Source organism: Streptomyces sp. NBC_00631 (assembly GCF_045206895.1).
Taxonomy (GTDB): domain Bacteria; phylum Actinomycetota; class Actinomycetes; order Streptomycetales; family Streptomycetaceae; genus Streptomyces.
Window position 1 is genome coordinate 207242 of the sequence record NZ_CP107734.1, and the last position, 16709, is coordinate 223950.

Here is a 16709-nt window from a genome sequence, read left to right on the forward strand (position 1 = left end):
CGTTGCCCAGCACCGCCGCCGCCTGCGGGTCCTGACGCCAGCAGCACCTCAACCCGAACCCGAGGCTGTCCCGGCCGAGGACCTGTCCATTTCGCCCTGGCCACGAGGGCACCGGTTCGCCGTCCGGACCCGGGACCGGCACGCTGGCGTCCACGCCCTGCTGAGGGCAGGACACGGTCTGCGCGCTTGGTCCAGCGTCAGCTCGGGATGAGCTGGCGAACCGTCAAGCGGTTCGCCGACGCCGCGACGGCGGAAGAACTGTCCGGCGAACGAGAGCGTGCTGGCGATGTAGCCGACGTGGTCGCCGGGTTCGCCCCGCAGTTCGGAGGGTGAGCATGTCGTCGGCGATGAGGTCGTAGGCGCCGATCCGGCTGCCGGGCTTGAGTACGCGAAAGGTCTCGGCGAATACGGCAGGAGCGCCTCGACTCTCGTGGTCGGGATATCCCTGGCAGCGGTGACTCTTGCGGTGTGCGCTGGCTGGCAACAGAGACGATTGAGTCTCCTCATAAGAGATCTTCTGGACCAGGGCCTGTCCGGTCGGCGGGGAGGAACACCGGACAGGCCCTGGTGGATTCAGGCGGACCGAGACGCAGGCGACTTCGGCGGAAGTGTCTCTGCGGGGTCCGTCAGTGCCGCCGCTGCAGCCAGATCGTGGTGTCTGGTGGCAGCAGGCCGTCCTTGTCTAGTGGTCTTGATGCAAGGAGGGCATCGCAGGTGTCGGGCAGCGGAATCGGGTGGCCGGAGAGGTTGATCGCACAGAGCAGGCCGTTGCCGCGTTCGAAGAGGAGCGTGCCGTCGGAGCTGTCCAGCCAGTGGAACTCCTCAGTGCCCAGACCTGGGTTTGTGCGGCGCAGGCGTAGGGCTGAGCGGTAGAGCTGGAGTATCGAGGTGGGGTCGGCCTGGCCTGCTTCGGCGGTGTAGGACCTCCAGTCCTCGGGCTGTGGGAGCCACGGGGTGGTCCCGTTCGCGCTGAAGCCGAAGGGTGGGGTGTCGCCGGTCCAGGGGAGGGGGACGCGGCAGCCGTCGCGGCCGCGGAGGGTGTGGCCGGACCGCTCCCAGGTGGGGTCTTGGAGGGCAGACTCCGGGAGGTCTTCGACCTCGTACAGGCCCAGTTCCTCGCCCTGGTAGATGTAGGCGCCGCCGGGGAGTGCGAGCATGAGCAAGGCGGCGGCGCGGGCGCGGCGGGTGCCGAGGGCGCGGTCGGAGGGGTGGCCCTGGTCGCGCATCGGGGTGGTGACGCCGGTGTAGGCGCGGCCGTAGCGGGTGACGTGGCGGGTTTCGTCGTGGTTGGACAGGACCCAGGTGGCGGGGGCGCCGACGGTGGCGAGGTCGGTGATGGTGCGGTCGATGACCTCGCGCAGCTTGTCGGCCTCCAGGGCGCACTTGAGGAAGTCGAAGTTGAAAGCCGTGTGCAGTTCGTCCGGGCGGAGGTAGTCGGCGAGGCGGCCGGGGCGGACGTGGGCCTCGGCGACGAAGACGCGCCGGTCGGGGTAGCCGTCCGCGATGGCCCGCCATGCGCGGAAGATGTCGTGGATGCCGTCGCGGTCCCAGTGGGGGTGGTTCTCCTGACCCTCGCGTGCCAGGACGGAGAACTCGGACAGGCCGAGGTCCGGCAGCGCCGGGTCCTTGACCATGCCGTGGGCGACGTCGACGCGGAAGCCGTCGACGCCCAGGTCGAACCAGAAGCGCAGGATCGACTCGAACTCGGCGTGGACCTCGGGGTTGTCCCAGTTGAGGTCGGGCTGTTCGGGGGCGAAGAGGTGGAGGTACCACTGGCCGTCGTCGGTGCGGGTCCAGGTGGGGCCGCCGAAGGCCGCGTGCCAGTCGTTGGGCGGGAGCGCGCCGTCTTCTCCCCTGCCCTCGCGGAAGATGTAGCGGTCCCGTTCCGGGGAGCCGGGGCCTGCCGCCAACGCCTCCTGGAACCAGACGTGTTGGTCGGACGTGTGGTTGGGGACGATGTCCAGGATCACCCGCAGGCCCAGCTCGTGGGCCTCGGTGATGAGCGCCTTCGCCTCGTCCAGAGTGCCGTGGGCGGGGTGGATGTTGCGGTAGTCGGAGACGTCGTAGCCGCCGTCCGCCAGTGGGGACGGATACCAGGGGTTGATCCAGATGGCGTCGACACCGAGGTAGGCCAGGTACTGCAGGCGGGAGCGGAGGCCGGCGATGTCTCCGATTCCGTCGCCGTTCTCGTCGGCGAAGCTGCGTATGTAGACCTGGTAGATGACGGCGGAGCGCCACCAGGAGTCGTTCGGCTTGCTCACGTTGCTCGGTCCTGACTGCCAGTGGGGGCGGTGGGGATGGAATGCGTGGGTGGTGGGGGTCAGCCCTTGACCGAGCCCTGGAGCAGCGCCTTGACGAAGTGGCGTTGCAGGAACAGGAACACGATGATCGTGGGGGCCATGATCAGCAGGGCGCCGGCGTTCAGCAGGACCTGGTCGGTGCTGTATTTGGTGGTGAACGCCTGCAGGGCGCCGGCCATGGTGCGCTTGTTGGGGTCGTCGATGAGCACCAGGGCGAGCAGGAACTGGTTCCAGGTGGACAGGAACATCAGCAGGGCCAGGGAAGCGATCGCCGGGCGGGCCAGCGGCAGGTGGATGTGGACCAGGGACCGCCAGGGGCCGGCGCCGTCCATGCCCGCAGCCTCGTTCAACTCCTTTGGAACGTTGGCGAAGTGGGCACGCATCCAGAAGACCGCGAAGGGCATGTTCAGACCGATCAGTGGCAGGATCAGCGCCCACTGGCTGCCCAGCAGTCCCATCGCCTTGCTCTGTTCGTACAGCGGCACGATGACGATCTCGTACGGCAGGGTCAGTGTCAGCACCAGCACCGTGTAGAAGACGCGGCCCAGCGGGATCTCCAGTACGGCGATCGCGTACGCGGCCATCGTCGAGATCAGGACCGCCACCGGGACGACGCCGAGCACGATCAGCGTGCTGGACTTGAGCAGGGTGGTGATGTTGGCGACGTTCCAGGCGTCGACGAAGTTGTGCCAGTGCGGATGCGTGGGCCAGCTCAGACCGCTGGGGAAGGAGCCCTGCGGGGCGAGGGCGGCGCTGACCATGCTCAGCAGCGGTACGACCGAATAGAGGGCTGCGGCCGCGATCAGGATCAGCCCGGGGGCGCGTCGGCGAAGTGTCCTTGCGGGCATGGCTACTTCTCCCGGAACAGGCGCTGGAGCGGGGCGATGACGGCGATCACGATCAGGGTGAGGACGACGGCGAGGGCGGAGGCGGCGCCGAGGCGGTTGTCGTTGAAGGCCAGGTTGTAGACGGCGACGCCGGGGACCATCGTCTGGGTGCCGGGGCCGCCCTGGGTGGAGAGGTAGACCACGTCGAAGCTCGCGAGGGCGGCGATGATGGTGATGGTGACGCAGACACCGATCTCGTTGCGCAGCCCGGGGAGTGTCACCGCGCGGAACTGGCGCAGGGGACCCGCGCCGTCGATGCGGGCGGCCTCGTAGAGGCTGCCGTCGATCTTTCCGATGCCGGCCAGCAGGAGCATCGTGCACAGGCCGGTGGACAGCCAGGTGCCGATGAAGCCGACCGCGGTCAGAGCCCAGGTGAAGTCGCCCAGCCAGGGGCGGGCCAGGGAGCCGAGGCCGACGGCGCGCAGGAACTGGTTGACCACGCCGTTGTCGGAGTACATCCACGTCCAGGCCACGCCCGCTGCCGCGCCGGGGATGATCTGCGGCAGGAACAGCAGTGTGCGGGCCAGGGCGCCGGTGAAGCGGCCCTGGAGCTCGCGCAGTACCGAGGCGGTGATCAGGGCCAGGGCGAGCGGCAGGACGGTGAAGAACACGATCAGGTAGAAGGCGTGGAGCAGGGAGGAGAGCTGCTCCTGGTCGGTGAATACCGCGGTGTAGTTCTTCAGGCCCACCCAGGTGGAGGCGCCGATGCCGTCCCAGTCGTAGAAGGAGTACTGGATCGACATCAGCACGGGGCGGAAGTTGAAGACGCCGTAGAAGGCCAGGGCGGGGAGGGCGAACAGCCAGCCGGCCCACCGCCGGGCCCGCAGCGCGCGGCGGGCGCGGCTGCGGGTGGCGGTGGTGGACTCCTTCCGGCCGGTGGCAGCGGGGGTCGTCAGGCGCATGGTGTTCAGCTGCTCTTGAGGGCGTCGGCGTAGGTGGTCTGCAGCGTCTTGACCATCGCGGCGGGTTCGACCTTGCCGGAGACCAGCAGCTGGAGCTGCTGGGTGAGCTTGGTGCCCACGGCGGGGGCGGAGTTCTGCAGCCAGCTGTCGAAGCCGTTGTCGGCGGCGATGGCCGCGTAGCCGGTCTGGATCTGGTCGGTCAGGGTGCCGGACAGGGACGGCTTGACGACGCTCTTCGCGTGGGACGTCAGGGCGGCGTACCCGTTCTTGACCGCGACGTCCGCCGCCTCGGGGGTGGTGAGGAAATTGAGGAACAGCGCGGCGGCGTCCTTGTGCTGGGACCGGGCGGCGATCGAGAAGGCGAGGGTGTTGCTGGTCATCCCGGCGTAGGGGCCGCCCTCTTCGGCGGGCGGCATCGGGAACACCCCGTACTTGCCCTTGAAGTTCGTGTCGAGGGTCTGGGTGATCCAGCTTCCCTGGAAGAAGAGCAGGCCCTTGCCGCCGGTGAACTTCCCGTAGGACGCCTCCTGGTTGAGTGCGTTGACGTCCGAGGCGAAGTACCCTGCCTTGATCCACTTCTGCAGCGTCTCGGTGGCCTGGACCGCGGCCGGGGTGTCCAGGGTGGCGCCGGTCTGGTGGTACACGATGGCGCTGAGCTTGTCGGCACCCATGTAGTCGCCGAGCAGCAGGTTGTACAGGTGACCGATCAGGCCGTCCTGGTTGGAGGCGACGATCGGGGTGATCCCCTGCTTCTTCGCCTTGGCCAGCACGGCTTCGAGGCCGGCGATCGATGTGGGCGGGGTCTTCATGCCGACCTTGGCGGCCAGTGCCTTGTTGTAGAAGACACCCACCAGCGGACCGGCCGAGCCGCCGGCCTCGTACAGATGCCCCTGGCCGATCACGCCGCTCAGCACCCGACCGGGCGCCAGCGCGGAGGCCGGGACCTTGTCGCTCCAGCCGTACGCCTTGTCGTAGGCGTCGAGGTTGGTGAGCAGGTTGTCCTTGACGCCGCCGAGGAGGTCGTAGGGCTGCACGATGTCCGGCGTCGAGTCGGAGGCGAGCAGCCGGGGCAGCACGGTGTTGTAGTTGTTGTCAGCCTCCACCCGCAGCTTCACCTTGATCTTCGGGTACTTGGCCTGGAAGGCGTCGGCCAGGCCCTGCTCGTAGGTCTGGAGGCCGGCCGCGGAGAACAGGGTCAGGGTCGCCGGGGTGTCGCCGACGGCGGTGCTGACGGCGGTCGGTGTCGCGTTGGCCGACGAGCCGGCGTCCGAGCCGGAGCCGGGTGCGCTGCAAGCCGCCAGCGTGATCAACGCGGAACCGGCGGCGACGGCCGCGAGCGGGGCGCGCAGTCGCCTGCCGACGGCGAAGGTGCCTGTTCTGGCCGGGGAGGGGGTGGGGTGCTTGAGCATGATGCCTCCTCGCATCCATGCGGCTGCCGTTGACGGTCGGCAGACGAGGTCTCGGGCGCTTCCTGGTCTGGCTGCGGGGAGGTGGCGGCTCGTTTCGGAAGCGTTTCCGTTGCCGAAAGGCTGAGGGTGTCCAGCGAGACTGTCAAGTAACGAAACCGCAACATGCGGCTGACATGCCGACATGATCAGATGGATATCTATGGCGACGTCGAGCTGTAGTCGCAGTCCCGGAAAGCCTTCCAGGGAATATGGAAGCGTTTCCGAATGTGGGTTAGCCTTCCGGCATGGCGCAGAGCTCCCAGAAGATCAACATGGCGGACGTGGCCCGAGCGGCAGGCGTCTCGATGGCCACCGCCTCACGTGCGCTCAACAACGAGAGCGGGGTCTCCGAAGCCACCCGACGCCGCGTTCTCGCGGTCGCCGAGGAACTGTCCTACGTGGTCTCTCCCGAGGCGTCCCGCCTGGCGGGCGGCGCCACCGGCCGCGTCGCGGTGGTCGTGCCGCACATCTCCCGCTGGTTCTTCGCGACCCTGCTGGAAGGGCTGGAGGCGGTCCTGCGCGGCGCCGACCTCGACGTGCTGCTCTACCACGTGGACGGCGTCGAGGACCGGCACGACTTCTTCCATCGCCTCCCCGCCCGGCGCAAGGTCGATGCCGTCGTCGTCCTGGCCTTCCCGGTCGGCGAGGAGGAACAGCGCCGCCTGGAACTCATGGGCGTCACCATCATCGCCGCAGGCGGCCAGCACGCCCCCTACCCGAACGTGTCCATCGACGACGAGACCGCCGGCCGTCAGGCCATGGACCACCTGCTCTTCCTCGGCCATCGCCGCATCGCCATGATCGCCGCCGTCGACCCCGACCAGCCCGAGGAGGTCCAGCCCTCCGGCCGCTCCCACGCCTACTACGCCGCCCTGCGCGACGCGGGCATCCCGCTCGACGAACGCCTCGTCGTCACCGTCAACTGGGGCGGCGCCGAGGGGGCCGACGCCATGGCCAAGCTCCTCAGCCAGCCCGAGCCGCCCACCGCCGTCTACGCCCACTCCGACGAAGTCGCCCTCGGCGCCATCCGCACTCTGCGCCGCGCCGGCCTGCGCATCCCCGACGACCTCTCCGTCATCGGCATCGACGACCACCCGCTGGCCGAACTGACCGACCTCACCACCGTGCGCCAGCCCGTCCGGGAGCAGGGGGAGCTCGCCGGACGCATGCTCCTGAGCATCCTGCGCGGCGAGGAGACCGAGCGTGACGTGGTCGTGTCCACTCAGCTCGTCATCCGGGGCAGCACGGCGCCGCCGCGCAGGTAAGTGGGTGCACCCAGCCCCCGCTCAGCTCAGGCGTGCTGGCCGGATAGACCCGGACAAGACAACCAGACCGATGCGTTCTCGCTACCGAAGGCGTGTCTACGCCCTGCCGTACTCATCACGCAACCGCGGTCAGATCCAACTGGAGGGTGCAGCCCCATGACGCTGTTCGGGATCGTGCGTATCGCATGTAGTGGCGGATGCTGTCGTATGTGACCAAGTAGTCGTGGTGGTCCATGAGTTCTGTCCAGATCTGCCTTCCGTTGAGCTTTCTGCTGATCATGCTCTCGACCAGGTCGGCGAGTTCGCCTGTGACGGGGTCGGTCAGCGGACCCGTCTCTGTGGTGGTCAGGCGTGGGGTCTCCAGGGCGAAGCGGATGTCCCAGGAGCGGAGGCTGTAGCGCTTTGCGAGCGTACGTATTTGTGTGCCTTTGAGGGCCTCTTGGGCATGCGGTGGGCCAGGCCCTGATGCCGAGCGAAGGGATTCTTCCTGGAGAGACGCCGGCGTGGTCTGTTCGTGCCGCCCAAGGCGTTGGCGTCAGCGAGGGCACGTTCGAGTGCTTCGGGCGAGTGACCTGCGGCCGTAGCGAGGTTTTCGAGGAGCGGCTTGCCAAACCACTGCGGTGGGCCGCAGAGATAGCAGTGCAGAAAGCTGGGCTTGAGATGGTTCGCGCGAGCCAGGCGTCGGATGTAGGAGTTGGCGGATTCTCCGAGGCAAGGGCGGAGCCGCACCGGCAGTGACGCAAACCCGGGGGGTAGCTCGCTGTTCATCGGGAAGTAGCGGTCTTCGTGGCCATCGACGCCGTGGTGTGGGCGGTGTGGTCGAGCGGAATGGTCTGGAGGCTCTTTCTGGTGATCTTCTCGGTGCCGGTGAGGATCGCATCGCCCGCGGCTCCGCGGATGGCGTGAGAGAGGGATCCGATCATGCCGCCGGTGTGATCGTGCAGGAAGCGGTCCAGGCCCGTGAGTGTGCCAGAGCCGTGGTCGTGCAGCCGCAAGGTGTACTCCATGGTGGCAACCAGGCCCTTCCATTCACTGTTGTAGGGGAAGGAGCGGGAGGGGATCAGCGTGAAGCGGCCGGCGATCTGGGCGCCGCGTGTCCCGGACAGCAGGCCCAATTCGGCGATGTCGATGCCGGCATAAACGAAGGTGGCGGCCAGGTGCTCGGAAATACTTGAGGGTGTCGGCGACTTCGGCGACGTGGCGGCTGGTGAGTGAGATGTTGTGGAGCTCGTCGACCAGCACTAACTTGATCTTTAACGTCCGGCGTCGAATGGTCCGTCGAACTTGATCACCCGGTTCGGTAACTGCCGTACACGGAGGCGGCCTTCGTCTGAACATGTGCTCCGACCAAGGAACACTCACGTTCAGCACGAAGGCCGTGAGGATGAGTCTGCTGCATCACGAGGCCCGGCGAGAGCCGTTGGCGCAACTGTCATGCTTCCGGGGCGAGTTCTACGCCTGTCTGACCGCTCGTTCGGACGCGTTGTTCGAGCTGGCTGATGCTGTTCTGTGCGCCGACGGGCCGGTGAGGGCGCTGGCCGAATTGTCGCTGGTGGGTGAACACCGCCGCGGCCACGGAGGGCTCTACGCCGCGGTGGCCCGTGGACGCATCGATGCCGGCCGGCTGCGACGGGCACTGACCGAAGTGCCACTGCCGCGGGCTGCCGACGGCCGGCTGGTCCTGGCCGTCGATGTCACCTGCTGGCTGCGGCCCGACGCCCACACCTCACCGGAACGGATCCTCCGTCACACCTACGGACGGGGCAAGGACCAGCACATCCCCGTCCCCGGCTGGCCCTACTCGATCATCTGCGCGCTCGAGCCGGGCCGCAGCTCATGGACCGTACCGCTGGACGCACTGCGTCTGAAGCCCGGCGATGACACCGCCTCCATCACCGCCCGGCAACTGCGCGATCTGCTGCAGCGACTGATCAGAGCGGGACAGTGGCAGACAGGCGACCCCGACATCCTCATCGTGGCGGACGCCGGATACGACGCACCCCGCCTCGGCTTCGACTCTGTTGCTCAATTCGGGGCACCGACGGAATGCGGCCGGAGGCGGTGACGAAATGTATGGGCCGGGGATGCGGTGTCCGGGACGCCGTGCTGTGAGTGGGAGCCGGTATTGCTTCGGTCCCGCGGTGGCCGTCAGCGGCCGGTGGCGGGTGCTGGGTCTGTCGAGGTTGGGGTGGTCAGCGTTTGATGCGGCTGCGGACGGCGAGGGCGGCCAAGCCGAGGAGGACCGGTTCGGTAAGGCGGGAGGTCATTTCGGTGTAGGTGCCGGTGGTGGTGAGGTCCTGGCCGGAGGAGCGGAAGATGACGCTGTTGACGACGACCCGCAGGCTCTTCTCGAACCGCCGGGTGGTCAGCCGCACGCCGACCGGGCCCGTGGGGTTGACCGGGTCAGGATTGTCGGTGGTCAGGGCGATGTGCTGGCCGGTGACGGTGCCGGTGCTGCGGGAGGGCGTGTCGGTCTTGGGTAGTCCCCACAGCATCATCACCAGCATGGTGAGGGTGACGGCAGCCAGCAGCCATCCCAGGGCGCGGGCGGCGCGCAGGCCGTAGCCGGACAGTGCCCAGTACGCGGTCAGCAGCCCACGCTCGGCGGGGGCGGTGCGGGGGTTGGCTCGGCGCATCTCCATCTCGCCGTAGTAGAAGTCCGCGGCCCCGGGTTCGTTGCTGGAGTCCTCGTACGCCTTGCGCAGCGCCCGGTAGACCGCCGCCAGCGCCGCTGGCTGGACCACGTCGGTTCCGGTCGGGGCCGTGAGCCACCCCGGGGCGGTACCGAGCCTGGTGGCGCGCCAGTGCTGCTCCTCGGCCAGGGTGCTGCGGCGCGTGTGGCGCGCCGGCCACAGCCGGCCCCGCCAATGGACGCCGGTCGGGGCCGGTGCGAAGGAGCAGTCGCCCTCCAGGCGCAGCTGGTCCAGGTGAATCGTGCCGGCGAACAGGCAGCCGGTCAGGTCGAGATCGGTGAGGACCAGATGGGCGGCGTCCACGCCCCGCAGCGACACCACCCTGGCCTGCTCCGGTACGCCGGCCAGGGCACTCTCATCGACCGTCGCACTCGAGTCCGGGCTGAAGGGCCGCGGCCAGCCGGCCACAGCCAGCGGATACTCGAACACCGCATTGTTCAGATCGACGTCGGCATATCGCAGCCAGACCTTCGCCGCCTGCTCCCACCGGGTGCGCCGGCACACCACCCGCCTCGCGGCCACGTCGACGGACACCGGCGATCTGAACGATGCGTTGGTCAGATCCAGCGTGTTCCCGCACACCAACGGTCCCAGATACGGCGCATGCTCGAACGCCACCTCTTCGAAGACGGCATTCCCGCCGAAGGTGGCCGAGTCGAACCCGGCGGCCCCACCGAAGGTAGCCTTACGGAACCCGGCGTCCTGGGTGAATTTGGCGGAGTCGAACGCGGCGGTCCCGCTGAAATTGGCCGAGACGAAACCGGTGGGGCCGCTGAAGGTGGCTAAGCCGAACAGGGCGTCCCCTGTGAAGGTGGCCGAGTTGAACCACGCGTCCTTGCCGAAGGTGGCCCTCCCGAACCTGGCATCTCCGGTGAAGGTGACCGAACCGAACCACGCGGTCCCGCCGAAAATAGCCGACTCGAACCGGGCGTCCCTGGTGAAAGTGGCCCTGCCAAATTTGGCCTCCCGGTTGAAGGTGACCGAGTTGAATCCGGCAATCCCGGTGAACATGGCCGAGCCGAACCACGCGGTTCCAGTGAAGGTGGCCGAGTCGAACGTGGCGTCGCCTATTCTCGGTTCCCCGGTGACAGGGTCGGTCACCCGGGTAAGGATCTGGGCGAGGACCACTTCTGTGATGGTAGTTCCCCGTAAGTCCAGATTGGCGCCCGGAGAAATGGACGTCAGATACGCGGTCTGCTCCGCGGTATCGGCGTGAGTCAGACACCGGCCCGAGCCGGTCACCGTGACCCCGCGGCACCCCTGGAAGAGATCGCTTGCGCTTGCACCATTTCCGCAGTGCGCCCATGAAGGGGGCGTAGCAGTAGCCATGACCCGGTGATAGCGCACTCCCGAGACCTCGTGCGGGTCCACCCCCGAAACCGTTACTCATCGGTGCCCGTACCCGCCACCAGCGACAGACCCCGCCCCGCCACGGCCGACGGGCGCTGTACCGGGAAAGACCCACCAATGCGCCGGGAAACGATCAATCTCATCACGACAACAACGCACGTCACCGCATTCCGTCGGCGGCCCAATTCCTGGTGGCCGGTCAGGCGGTGAGCCGGTAGGGCAGGCGTTCGAGGCGGCTGGCGCGGGGGCGTGCGGGGGTGTCGGTCCAGTGGGCGTCGAGCCGGATGATGTTGATCGCGGTGGCGGAGAAGGCGTGTTGGAGGCTGACCTTGGCCGGGCCGCGGCAGCGGGCCCGGCGGATCCCGGTGATGTCCAGGGCCTGGTTGACGGTGCCCTCGATCCCGGCGCGCAGGGCGTACTTGGCCCGCCATGCTTCGGTATCCTGCTCCTTGCGTGCCGCGGCGACTCTCTCGTGGATCTCTTTCGGCCGCAGGGTGAGCATGCGGTTGCCGCGTGCGGCGGCGGTGCAGCGGGTGCGGGCCGGGCAGGCGCGGCAGTCGGCCTTGGCGAATTCGATCACGATGGCGTCACGTCCGTGCTGCTTGACCGGGTGCCAGCCGGCGCTGCGGTGTCCTTGGGGACAGCGGACCTGACGGGTTGTCCAGTCGATGCGGAAGGCGCTCTTGTCGAAGCCGTCCGCTCCCTTGGCTTGCCGGGAGTGGTCCGCGAGCAGCGGGGTGACCATGGTGATGCCTTCGGCCATGGCGGCGGTGACCAGGTCGGCCGAGGGGTAGCCGGAGTCCCGGTAGTGCTCGCCGGGGCCGATGCCGTGCTCGGCGAGGCGCTGCTGGATACCGGTGGTGGCCTTCACGTCCGGCACGGTGGCGTCGGTGGTGGCCACGTCCGTGATCAGGTTCGGCATCCAGCGGCCGTGCCGTTCGGCTTCGGCTTCGGCTTCGGCTTCGGCTTCGGCTTCGGCTTCGGCTTCGGCTTCGAGGGAAGTGTCGCAGCTCTCCGTCAGATGGATCTTGTATCCGCACCAGAACAGGTCCTCGCCCTTGGCCGCCCAGCGGGCGTCGGTGTCGTAGGGCGAGGCCAGGCGGCATCTGCCGGGCGGGACGCCCTCGCTGTCGGCGTCCCGCTTGATGATCACCTCCCGTCCCCGCGTGTCGGTGCGTCGGTAGTAGGTCTGCACCAGGACCTGGCGCAGGACGGCCACGGCTTCGATGCCGCGGATCCAGGCGGTTGAGGTCCCGCACGGCGCTGATGACGTGGGTGGCGTCGGTGCGCTGCTTGCCACCTGCCCCGATCAGGCCGGCGTCGCGACAGTGGGCGACCAGCCGGTCGAACACCGCCCGCTCCAAGCCGTGGTCGACCAGACGGGTGCGGAACCTGGTCAGCACCGTGTGGTCGAAGCCGGTATCCGTCAGCTCCGCCCCGATCGCGTACTTCCAGTCGATGGCCCGCACCGTCATCGCCGCGGCCTGCCGGTCCGTCAGATTCTCCGTGAACTGCAGAACCGTGACCAGCGACAACAGCGCGGGCGACATCCCCGGGGCTCCGCGCACGCCGAAGGCATCGACGAACGGCTCGTCGGCGAACACCTCCGCGAGTCGATCACGCACCCGGATCGGCAGACTGCCCTTCGGGAACGCCGCACGCGCCACGGCCACGGTCTGCTCCGGCGCACCGCGGGCAGGCCCTTGGACTGCAGAGACATCGATTCCACCCCGCGGCCACTCGACGGGCTACCAGCCGCGGAAGCGATCATGCCGTCAACACCGCATCCCTCGCAGGGGATTGAGCAACAGAGTCACCTGGCAGTACAAAGACGCCTTCCGGCCCGTCGATGCCGCAGGCGAACTCGCCTGACACGGTCCCGAACAGCCCGGCGGCCCGGGCGGTGGCGGCGGCCGGGGAGGCGGACGCGGTGGTGCTGACGACGTGCAACGTCACCGCGGCGAGTGCGCAGCGCGCCCTGGCGGACCGGCCGGCAGTGACGGGCCGGCCGGTGGTCGCGGTGGCAGTCCGCAACCCCTACGACGCCGCCCACCTCGCCTCCACCGGGCCTGGCCGCCTATTCGTGGTCCAGAGGCCGAACTGCGCGCCTCCGTACGGGTGATCGAGGGGACGGTACGGCCGCGGGGACGGCTCCCGTGCCGGTGCCGGTGCCGCGGGCGGGCGACCCGGCCCGCGAGCTCTGCCCCGCTCGGCCACGGGCTGACGTAACCCGGGCGGTCTCGTGCGTCAACCCGTGGGTTGATGCCAGGTATCAAACCAGGAGTCAACCCACGGGCCGAGGCCGTGCGGCGCCGCAGGCGACAAGCTCTTCCCCATGACGACGACTGACTACCTCATCTCCGCCGCCCTGATCCTTCTGGTGATTCCGCAGATGCGCGGCGGCCGTCTGACGCCCCGCACGCTCCTGCTGCCGCTGGTGTCCGTCAGCGCCGCGGCCGCGCACTACCTTCATTCCTTCCCGACCGAGGGCCACGACGTCCAGCTGGACCTCTTCGGCGTCACGATGGGCATAGTGCTCGGACTGGCCAGTGGACTGGCCACCCGCGTCAGCCTGACCGAGGACGGCGCCGCGTACTCCAAAGCCGGGTGGCTGGCCGCCCTTCTGTGGGTGCTGGGCATGGGCGCGCGCTCGGCCTTCGTGTACTGGGCCGAGCACAGCGGCGCGCACACCATTGCGCGGTTCAGCCGCGACAACCTGATCACCGGCACCGCCGCCTGGACCGCAGCGCTGCTGCTGATGGCCGTCACTCAGGTGGTGTGCCGCCTGGTGGTGGTGCGCGTCCGGGCCTACCGGCTTACCTCCCCCCTTGCCGCCCCCGCCGTGGCCTGAAGCGTGGCACTCAGCAGACCGCCGCTCGCAACACACTCCGCCCCTGGCCCGGTTCCGCGTTCACGGGCCCGGGCCGGGCTTTGCGATCAGCGGCGCAGCGTGCATCTATTCTTCAGAAGTGACAGACACACTTCAGCCGACGGGCCAGGTCAGTCCACGGCTGGCCCTGGCTCTTGCCAGTGCCCGGGAGCGACGCGAAGGCAGGGGCCGGCGTATGCAGCCCGTGTTGTGGGGGGTCACGGCCGCCATCGCCGTCCAGTCCCTGCACGCTTCCCCCTCCCCCGGCGTCAGAGGCAGGCACCTGGCAGTCACCCTGGTGCTCGTCGGCTGTCTGCTGCCCATGGCCGCGGCCGCGTCGAACCTGTGGCCCCTCACCGGTCGCCCTGCCCGCTGCCTGGTGTTCTGCGTGCTGGTGGGCGGCTTCGGGTTTGCTCTGGGCATCCTGCAGCCCGGCTCGATGTCCACCCTGCCACCGTCCGTCGTGGTCCTGATGGCCTTCCTCATCCTGGAGCGACGGGCGGCCACCGTGCTCACGGTCGTCGTCATGGGCTGTCTGACCGGCGCGGCGGCCGCCGGGTTGGACGGCGGTACCGACAACTTCCTGCATCAGGTCCTGTTCGGCGTCCTCCTCGCCGTCGTGGGCATCGTGGTGCGGCAGTCGATCATCAACGAGGTGGCCGTCACCGTGCTGCTGGCCCAGCTCGAGGACGCCCAGGAGGCGGAGACCGAGGCGGCGGCGCTGGCCGAACGCACCCGTATCGCCCAGGATCTCCACGACGTGCTCGCCCATACCCTGTCCGGACTGGCCGTGCAGATACAGGCCGCCCGGCGGATGGCCCGGCGCGACCAGGCGAGCGGGGATCTGCGGGGGCTGCTGGACCGGGCCGGTGGGCTGGTCAAGGAGGGTGTGGCCGATGCGCGCCGGGCTGTGCGGGCGCTGCGCGGCGAGCGTGTGCCCTCTCTCGAGCGGCTGCCCGAACTGGTCGAACGCTATCGGGTGGACCTGGAGCTCGACGTGACGCTGTCCGTGATGGGGCCGCACCGGGAGCTGCAGCCCGACGTTGGTGAAGCCCTGTACCGCGGTGTGCAGGAGGCGTTGACCAATACGGTCCGCTACGCACGTGACGCGCAGGCCACGGTGACGCTCGTCTATGAGCCCAGTGCCACGATCCTGACCGTCGAAGACCGCCGGACCGGGCCGGGACCGGTCCGGGCGGCACTGGTCGAAGGCTCCGGCCTGGGGCTGACCGGCATGCGCGAACGCGTGACCGGGGTCGGCGGCACCCTGCACGCGGGGCCGACAGCGCACGGATGGGAAGTACGGATGGAGATACCCGCGTGACGGCGCCCGGCGAAACGGCATCTGACGGCGAGAAGATCAAAGTACTGGTCGCGGACGATCAGCAGATCGTACGCAAGGGCCTGGTCCTGCTGATCGACATGCTGGACGGCATCGAGGTGGTCGGCGCAGCCCGTGACGGTGCGGAAGCGGTGCTGCTCGCCGGACAACAGGCCCCGGACGTAGTACTGATGGACCTGAACATGCCGGTCCTCAGCGGTGTCGCGGCCACTGCGACACTGCGTGAGCAGGTACCCGGCTGCAAGGTACTCGTGCTGACCACCTACGCCGACGACGACTCTGTCTTCCCGGCACTGCAGGCGGGAGCGCGGGGCTATCTCACCAAGGACGCCGACGACGACGCGATCGAGGACGCCATCCGCAGCGTCCACGAAGGCCGTATCTGGCTCGATCCTGAGGTACAGGCCCGCCTGGTCGCGGCCGTGCAGACCAGCGAGGTCGCACCGCCCGCCGCGCAGCGACAACAGGCCCGCACGCCGCAAACTCCCGCACCTTCCGACGTTCTGACCCCGCGCGAGACCCAGGTACTCACCCTCATCGCCCGGGGCCTGTCCAACGCGGAGATCTGTGCCCGGCTCGTCGTCAGCCCGGCCACAGTGAAGACGCACATCAACCGCATCTTCACCAAGATCGGCGCAGCCGACCGTGCCCAGGCCGTCGGCTACGCCTATCGCAACAACTTGGTCGAGCCCTGGGACTAGGTGTGCTGTTCTGGCACGTTGGTGACGCGGCTGGCTGGGGTTTTGCCGCTGATTCCGGCGTGGGGTCGGTGGTAGTTGTACCAGTCCAGCCAGTCGTCAAACGCTGCTTGGCGTTCGGCGTCCGAGGTGTAGGGCCGGTGGTAGGCCCATTCCTCGAGCAGGGTGCGGTGGAAGCGTTCGACCTTGCCGTTGGTCTGCGGCCGCCAGGGCCGGGTCCAGCGGGGGCCGATGCCCAACTGGTGGCAGGTGTCGCGCCAGGTGTTCTTGGTGTAGACACAGGCGTTGTCGGTCAGTACGCGTTCGACGACGATGCCGTGGGCGGCGAACCAGGTGGTGGCCCGCTGCAGGAAGCCGGCGCAGGTCGCCGCTTTCTCGGCCGCTCGCCGACCGCCCTGACCTGCACCGGGCCGTCGGCCTCCCGCACGATCGCCAGGATCTTGCGGTAGTCGCCGGGAAGCGTGCCCTCGTCGGCCGCGTCGCTGCGGTGCGGGATGAGCAGGACTGCCCGCCCGGCCACCTTCACGGATACCGGAGCGACAGCCCCGGCATCGGCCCGGACCTGCTCAGCCAGGCGGTTCAACACCCGCTCCGCGATCGCCAGTTCATCCCGCTCGGCCTGGACCTCCTGGAGCTGCTTGGCCAACTCCTCCGCGAGAGCATCCAGTTCGCTCCGACGGGCGGCGATCCACTGCCGCTCCTGCATACCCCGCACCCTCCCGCGCTCTCACGCAGTGCCGACCTGCTGACGGATCGTAGGCGCCGGTCGTGGGCGCAGCCGAACCCGGCATCCCGCCGGAGCGGACCTGTCCGATGATCTGGGCCATGGTCATCGGCCGCCGACCGGCACGAGTACCAACCCGCCCTTCACACCAGACCCGTGACCTGCGACTTCACGATGCACACCGCTCAATGAACCGTGCGTCGTCTCGGCACACGACGGAGAAGCCTCTGC

At 68.7% G+C, this 16709-nt stretch carries 13 protein-coding genes and 4 pseudogenes; 7 read left to right on the forward strand and 10 right to left on the reverse strand.

What is annotated here, in order from left to right:
- Nucleotides 1-207 precede the first annotated feature (207 nt).
- A complete protein-coding gene (locus OHB00_RS01105) occupies nt 208-333 on the forward strand; it encodes a hypothetical protein (RefSeq protein WP_406430301.1) in 126 nt (41 codons plus the stop codon).
- A 293-nt stretch (nt 334-626) separates the two neighbouring features.
- On the opposite strand, the gene OHB00_RS01110 is transcribed toward OHB00_RS01105, so the two are convergent.
- Genes OHB00_RS01110 through OHB00_RS01125 form a run of 4 tightly spaced genes read right to left on the reverse strand, consistent with a single transcriptional unit; the run spans nt 627 to nt 5498 of the window.
- Nucleotides 627-2261 carry a glycoside hydrolase family 13 protein gene (locus OHB00_RS01110; protein ID WP_406430303.1) on the reverse strand — a complete coding sequence of 545 codons (1635 nt, stop codon included), beginning with the start codon at nt 2259-2261 and terminating at the stop codon, nt 627-629.
- 59 nt (nt 2262-2320) lie between these two features.
- Nucleotides 2321-3148 (reverse strand): carbohydrate ABC transporter permease, encoded by an 828-nt coding sequence (locus OHB00_RS01115; RefSeq protein ID WP_406430305.1) that lies wholly within the window; start codon nt 3146-3148, stop codon nt 2321-2323.
- A gap of 2 nt (nt 3149-3150) precedes the next feature.
- On the reverse strand, nt 3151-4089 hold the full coding sequence (locus tag OHB00_RS01120) for a carbohydrate ABC transporter permease (protein WP_406430307.1): 939 nt from the start codon (nt 4087-4089) through the stop codon (nt 3151-3153).
- A 5-nt stretch (nt 4090-4094) separates the two neighbouring features.
- Nucleotides 4095-5498, reverse strand: coding sequence for an ABC transporter substrate-binding protein (locus OHB00_RS01125; RefSeq protein WP_406430309.1), 1404 nt, complete (start codon nt 5496-5498; stop codon nt 4095-4097).
- A 284-nt stretch (nt 5499-5782) separates the two neighbouring features.
- Between OHB00_RS01125 and OHB00_RS01130 the strand changes: the two genes are divergently transcribed.
- Nucleotides 5783-6802, forward strand: coding sequence for a LacI family DNA-binding transcriptional regulator (locus OHB00_RS01130; RefSeq protein ID WP_406430311.1), 1020 nt, complete (start codon nt 5783-5785; stop codon nt 6800-6802).
- A 764-nt stretch (nt 6803-7566) separates the two neighbouring features.
- On the opposite strand, the pseudogene OHB00_RS01135 reads toward OHB00_RS01130, so the two are convergent.
- Nucleotides 7567-8047: pseudogene (locus OHB00_RS01135) on the reverse strand (ATP/GTP-binding protein); the annotation flags it as partial.
- Nucleotides 8048-8186: 139 nt separating this feature from the next.
- Here OHB00_RS01135 and OHB00_RS01140 point away from each other — a divergent pair.
- Nucleotides 8187-8816: pseudogene (locus OHB00_RS01140) on the forward strand (transposase); the annotation flags it as partial.
- A gap of 178 nt (nt 8817-8994) precedes the next feature.
- Here OHB00_RS01140 and OHB00_RS01145 read toward each other — a convergent pair.
- From OHB00_RS01145 to OHB00_RS01155, 3 genes and pseudogenes are all read right to left on the reverse strand, one after another.
- Complete coding sequence (locus OHB00_RS01145; protein WP_406430313.1) at nt 8995-10737, reverse strand: pentapeptide repeat-containing protein; 1743 nt, start codon at nt 10735-10737, stop codon at nt 8995-8997.
- Nucleotides 10738-11044: 307 nt separating this feature from the next.
- Entirely contained in the window at nt 11045-12064 is a 1020-nt protein-coding gene (locus tag OHB00_RS01150; protein WP_406430315.1) for a transposase, read from the reverse strand.
- A gap of 133 nt (nt 12065-12197) precedes the next feature.
- Nucleotides 12198-12395 (reverse strand): annotated as a pseudogene (locus tag OHB00_RS01155) (transposase); the annotation flags it as partial.
- A gap of 299 nt (nt 12396-12694) precedes the next feature.
- On the opposite strand from OHB00_RS01155, the gene OHB00_RS01160 reads away from it, so the two are divergent.
- The 4 genes from OHB00_RS01160 (at nt 12695) to OHB00_RS01175 (ending at nt 15757) form a co-directional block, all read left to right on the forward strand.
- The gene (locus OHB00_RS01160) at nt 12695-12967 is read left to right on the forward strand and encodes a hypothetical protein (protein ID WP_406430317.1); all 273 of its coding nucleotides are present in this window, start codon (nt 12695-12697) and stop codon (nt 12965-12967) included.
- 213 nt (nt 12968-13180) lie between these two features.
- Complete coding sequence (locus OHB00_RS01165; protein WP_406430319.1) at nt 13181-13696, forward strand: hypothetical protein; 516 nt, start codon at nt 13181-13183, stop codon at nt 13694-13696.
- 214 nt (nt 13697-13910) lie between these two features.
- The gene (locus OHB00_RS01170) at nt 13911-15038 is read left to right on the forward strand and encodes a sensor histidine kinase (RefSeq protein ID WP_406430321.1); all 1128 of its coding nucleotides are present in this window, start codon (nt 13911-13913) and stop codon (nt 15036-15038) included.
- The gene (locus OHB00_RS01175; protein ID WP_406430323.1) at nt 15035-15757 is read left to right on the forward strand and encodes a response regulator; all 723 of its coding nucleotides are present in this window, start codon (nt 15035-15037) and stop codon (nt 15755-15757) included. The genes OHB00_RS01170 and OHB00_RS01175 overlap by 4 nt, the downstream gene beginning before the upstream one ends.
- Here OHB00_RS01175 and OHB00_RS01180 read toward each other — a convergent pair.
- Together OHB00_RS01180 and OHB00_RS01185 are read right to left on the reverse strand one after the other, a co-directional pair.
- A pseudogene (locus OHB00_RS01180) lies at nt 15754-16131 on the reverse strand (integrase core domain-containing protein); the annotation flags it as partial. The gene OHB00_RS01175 and the pseudogene OHB00_RS01180 sit on opposite strands and share 4 nt — an antisense overlap.
- Nucleotides 16047-16460, reverse strand: coding sequence for a hypothetical protein (locus OHB00_RS01185; protein ID WP_406430325.1), 414 nt, complete (start codon nt 16458-16460; stop codon nt 16047-16049). The gene OHB00_RS01185 and the pseudogene OHB00_RS01180, both read right to left, overlap by 85 nt.
- Between the last annotated feature and the right edge of the window lie 249 nt (nt 16461-16709).